The sequence below is a fragment of the Brevirhabdus sp. genome (assembly GCF_052826345.1).
On record NZ_JBRBUA010000055.1, the window covers coordinates 1 to 4,801 of the forward strand.

The 4,801-nt window shown below is 63.8% G+C and carries 2 protein-coding genes and 2 pseudogenes; 1 reads left to right on the forward strand and 3 read right to left on the reverse strand.

What is annotated here, in order from left to right:
• Positions 1-112: 112 nt before the first annotated feature.
• Together ACU0BR_RS06600 and ACU0BR_RS06605 are read right to left on the reverse strand one after the other, a co-directional pair.
• Entirely contained in the window at positions 113-613 is a 501-nt protein-coding gene (locus ACU0BR_RS06600) for a hypothetical protein (protein WP_446156056.1), read from the reverse strand.
• A 797-nt stretch (positions 614-1,410) separates the two neighbouring features.
• A pseudogene (locus tag ACU0BR_RS06605) lies at positions 1,411-3,897 on the reverse strand (adenosylcobalamin-dependent ribonucleoside-diphosphate reductase).
• A gap of 112 nt (positions 3,898-4,009) precedes the next feature.
• Between ACU0BR_RS06605 and ACU0BR_RS06610 the strand changes: the two are divergent.
• The gene (locus ACU0BR_RS06610) at positions 4,010-4,453 is read left to right on the forward strand and encodes a DUF1489 family protein (RefSeq protein WP_446156057.1); all 444 of its coding nucleotides are present in this window, start codon (positions 4,010-4,012) and stop codon (positions 4,451-4,453) included.
• A gap of 48 nt (positions 4,454-4,501) precedes the next feature.
• On the opposite strand, the pseudogene ACU0BR_RS06615 reads toward ACU0BR_RS06610, so the two are convergent.
• Positions 4,502-4,801, reverse strand: a pseudogene (locus ACU0BR_RS06615) (ATP phosphoribosyltransferase); the annotation flags it as partial.

Below are 4,801 nucleotides of genomic sequence, written 5' to 3' on the forward strand. Positions count from 1 at the left end.
TTAGGGCTTCCAGCGCGACCTTCGCCTTGAACTCAGGCGCGTGCTGCTTCCGTTTCGACATCTCTGATCTCCTTCTCGTCGAAGATCAGCAGAATGCAAATCGTAGCTTATGTCAGTGTCCGAATTTCGGGGGGTAGCTCACTACCTTGCGAGGAATTCCATCGAAGAACCCGGAGATGTCCGAGCGCACGAAGAATGTATGATCACTTTTGAACGCGTCACTCAGAAATTTTAGAGCGTGTGGGACTGAACGATCTGGAACACCACCGAAGCTGCTCTGCTGACGTCCTGCTTGGCGCGCAACCTCAACCTTTTCCTGTAGGGTATCGAGCAGCGCCCGTTCAACAATCCGGTTGTGGACAGATGCCATGACGATGCCGCGCTTGCCGCCGCTGCTTTTCGCTTTCAGGACACCTTTCTGCGGGTCGAATTCAAACGTTCCCTCACGAAGCCGTCTCTGAATCCGCAATATGTCCCTGTTTGCAGTGCGCTCGAAGTCCTCGATCGCACTGCGGGTTTCCTCAGCTTTTGATCGAGCTCCGTTCGTGCGAATCCTGCGCCAAGCCTTATGGAGCGTCTCTTGTTTGCGGCAGAGTTCGAATAATTTCCCCATGAGCACTCGTTCTCTCTGGCGGACGCATCGGTAAGCCTCGTCCTGCCTCTGAAGTTGCCTGTCGCTTCCACGGACCGCTTCCGGCATCGCTGGGATGCTCGGTCACGGCGACCGACCCGGGCTGTCGGGGCGCGAGGCCCGTCGACCCGAGGCCGCCCCCCATCGGATCGGCGCTCAGCATGAACCCGGCGATGAGGATGACGGCGTAAAGCGTCGCCGAGGAAAACTCCGCGACGACAGAGAGCCAGCCCCAGGGACCAGCATTGTGTAGCGTGGGGGCGCCGAAGCCCGCATTCTCGCCTTGTGACGAGCATACCGGTTTTTGGCCGGTGTCAAGGGCTGCGCGCACGCCGCGCCCAGGCAGAGCCGAAACGTAATCTCAGTGACCATCCGATACTCCTGTTTCTCAAGTCCGAGGAGGGCTATGGCCGGTTCAGAGGCAGGGCTCGCCTGTCGCTTCCACGGACCGCTTCCGGCATCGCTGGGATGCTCGGTCACGGCGACCGACCCGGGCTGTCGGGGCGCGAGGCCCGTCGACCCGAGGCCGCCCCCCCATCGGATCGGCGCTCAGCATGAACCCGGCGATGAGGATGACGGCGAAGCATTATTATCATAACGCGTGTAACTGTCGTGTCAACTATATATCGAATTGCCTACTACATCTTGCGGATCATGTGGATGGCTCGTGGATTTGTGCAGACATCTCCGCCCTGATGGACAGGAATTGATGGTCAAATGGCCATCTGAACGGATCAGATGGCCAAGTTATGGTGGTCGCTTCAACAGCACTACGCGCGTCACCCACCACACTTCGAATGCCCGCAGTCGGCGCAGGTCATGCAGCCTTCGACCATCCGCATCGCGTATCCGCCGCATGCGGGGCATGCGGGGCCCTGGGGTTGGCCCAGGTTCACGACCTGCGCCCGGGGGTCGCTTTTCAGGCCCATGCCCTCGCCCTCGATGAAGCCTATGGCGATCAGGTGGCCCTCGATCACGCCGCCGATGGCCGCCAGGATCGAGGGGATGTATTTGCCGCCCATCCAGGCGCCGCCGCGGGGGTCGAAGACGGCTTTCAGCTCCTCCACCACAAAGCTGACGTCGCCGCCGCGCCGGAAGACCGCCGAAATCATGCGTGTCAGCGCGACGGTCCAGGAAAAATGCTCCATGTTCTTGGAGTTGATGAAGACCTCGAAGGGGCGCCGGTGGCCGTTCAGCACGATGTCGTTCACGGTGATGTAGATCGCGTGTTCGGTGTTGGGCCAGCGCAGCTTGTAGGTGTTGCCCTCCAGCGTCTCGGGGCGGTCGAGCGGCTCGGAGATATAGACGACATCGCCGTGCGGGGTGGCGGGTTCGGCGTCGGTGTTGGCGATGACTTCGGGGGCGGGTTCGCTGCCGAAAAGGAGCCAGCCGGGAGAAACCTCAAGAGCACTAGCAAGGCGCGCAGCATTCGCCTTAGACGGCTCTACTCCCTTAAGGTATTTCGCAAGAGAGCTGGCATCCACGCCGCTCGATTTTGCAAGTTCGGCTTGTGTGGCAAAAGCTGAATCAGAAAATGCTTTCTGCAAACGCGCCGTGACACTCCCCCCCTCCTCACTCGCCGTCAAAACGCTCCCCGTCACGTCGTTCGGCCGGTAGGTCGTGCAGCCTTTGCAGCCCTGATCCCAGGCGGCCATGTAGACCTCCTTGAAATCGTCAAAGCTGATGTCGGCGGGGCAGTTGATGGTCTTGGAGATGCTGGAATCGATCCAGGGCTGCGCCGCGGCCTGCATGCGCACGTGATCCAACGGCGCAAGGGTCTGGGCGTTGACGAAATGCTCGGGCAAGGGCGCGTCGCCCTTCAGGTCGCGCCACATCTGCACGGCGTAGTCGACGACCTCCTCCTCGGTGCGCGATCCATCCTTTTGCAACACCTTGCGGGTATAGGCATAGGCAAAGACCGGCTCGATGCCGGAACTGACGTTGCCCGCATAAAGGCTGATCGTGCCGGTGGGCGCGATCGAGGTCAGCAGCGCGTTGCGGATGCCCTTGGCGGCGATGGCCTCGCGCACGTCGCCGTCCATGTGGCGCAGGCTGCCGCTGGCCAGGTACTTGTCGGCGTCGAACAGCGGAAAGGCGCCCTTTTCCTCGGCCAGATCGGCAGAAGCCAGATAGGCGGCGCGCGCGATGGCCTTCATCCAGGCGGAGGTGACGGCGGCGGCCTCCTGCGAGCCCTAGCGCTGGCCGACCATCAGCAGCGCGTCCGCCAGACCGGTGACGCCCAGCCCGATGCGGCGCTTGGCGGCGGCCTCGGCGGCCTGCTGGGGCAGCGGAAAGCGGCTGGCGTCGACCACGTTGTCCATCATCCGCACGGCGGTGGCGACCAGATCCGACAGCGCGTCCTCATCCAGCGCGGCGCCGGGGCCGAAGGGATCGCGCACCAGCCGCGCCAGGTTGATCGAGCCGAGCAGACAGGCGCCATAGGGCGGCAGCGGCTGCTCGCCGCAGGGGTTGGTGGCGGCGATGGTCTCGGCATAGGCGAGGTTGTTCATCGCGTTGATCCGGTCGATGAAGATCACGCCGGGTTCGGCATAATCATAGGTCGAGCGCATGATCCGGTTCCACAGATCGCGCGCCTGCACCGTGGCATAGACCTTGCCATCAAAGACCAGATCCCACGGCCCGTCGGCCTTGACCGCGGCCATGAAGGCATCCGTCACCAGCACGCTGACGTTGAACATGCGCAGCCGGGCGGGGTCGGACTTGGCGGTGATGAAATCCTCGATATCGGGATGATCGCAGCGCATCGTCGCCATCATCGCGCCGCGCCTGCTGCCTGCCGACATGATGGTGCGGCACATCGCGTCCCAGACATCCATGAACGACAAGGGGCCAGAGGCATCGGCGGCCACGCCCAGCACCTCCGCCCCGCGCGGCCGGATGGTGGAGAAGTCGTAGCCGATACCGCCGCCCTGCTGCATGGTCAGCGCGGCCTCCTTCAGCATGTCGAAGATCCCGCCCATGCTGTCGGGAATCGTGCCCATGACGAAGCAGTTGAACAGCGTCACCGACCGCTCGGTCCCCGCGCCCGAGGTGATGCGCCCGGCAGGCAGGAACCGGAAACCCTCCAGCGCGGCGTAAAAGCGGTCCTCCCATAGCGCAGGCTCCGCCTCCACCTGCGCAAGCGCACGCGCGATGCGGCGCCAGCTGTCTTCCACGGTGACGTCGAGAGGGGTGCCGGCGGCATCCTTGAAGCGGTATTTCATATCCCAAATTTGCTCGGCGATCGGGGCGGAAAAGCGGGTCATCTCAGGGCGTCCTGTTGCAAATTCGGAAAGGGCGTTCACGGTACCCCCACCCATTGCCTTTCGCAAGAAGTAGCTTATCTTTGCACCCTCATCGCATCATCTAGGGCTCATCGTGCCACAGCCTGCCGCAAAATTCGTCAATCTGATCAAACTCTGCGTCGGGGCGGAGCGCGTGGAGGATCTGCTGGCCTGGCAGAAATCCGCACGCGCCAAGGGCCCCGACGGCCAGCCCCGCCACATCACGCGGATGTGGCCGAAACGGGCGGAGGAAATCCTGGCCGGCGGGTCGATCTACTGGGTGTTCAAAGGCGTCGTGCTGGCCCGCCAGCGCATCCTGCGCCTGGATGAGGTCGTCGGGCAGGACGGCATCCGGCGGTGCGCGATCGTGATGGACAGCGCCGTCATCCGGACCCAGGCCGCGCCGCGCCGCCCGTTCCAGGGCTGGCGCTACCTCGACCCCGAGGTCGCGCCGACGGATCTGGATGCGGCGCAGGCGGCAGACGAATCGCTGCCGCCCGCCCTTCTGGCCGCGCTGGCCGATATCGGCGTGCGTTGACCCCCCGCTTCTTCTGGTCGGAAATATCCTCGCCGAAGGCGGAAATCCCTACAGCCCCAACCGCTCCAGCAGCTGAGCAAGCGCGGCCGCGTCCGCCGCGCCCACCTCCGCCACGCGGGACCGGAACAGCTTTGCCTGGCTGCGGTGCACCGGGGGTCCGTCCAGGATCTTCAGGTGGTTCGTGCGCAGCGTCTCGCCGGTGGAGGTGATGTCGGCGATCAGCTCGGCCGTCAGGTTCTTGACGGTGCCTTCCGTGGCGCCCTGGCTGTCCACCAGCTGATAATCGGCGACGCCCGCCTCGCGCAGGTGGGTGCGCACCAGCCGGTGGTATTTCGTCGCGATCCGCAA

Bases quoted from the DNA above. Each gene is read 5' to 3' on its own strand.
- ACU0BR_RS06600 (WP_446156056.1), bottom strand. From the start codon at position 613: ATGGGGAAATTATTCGAACTCTGCCGCAAACAAGAGACGCTCCATAAG.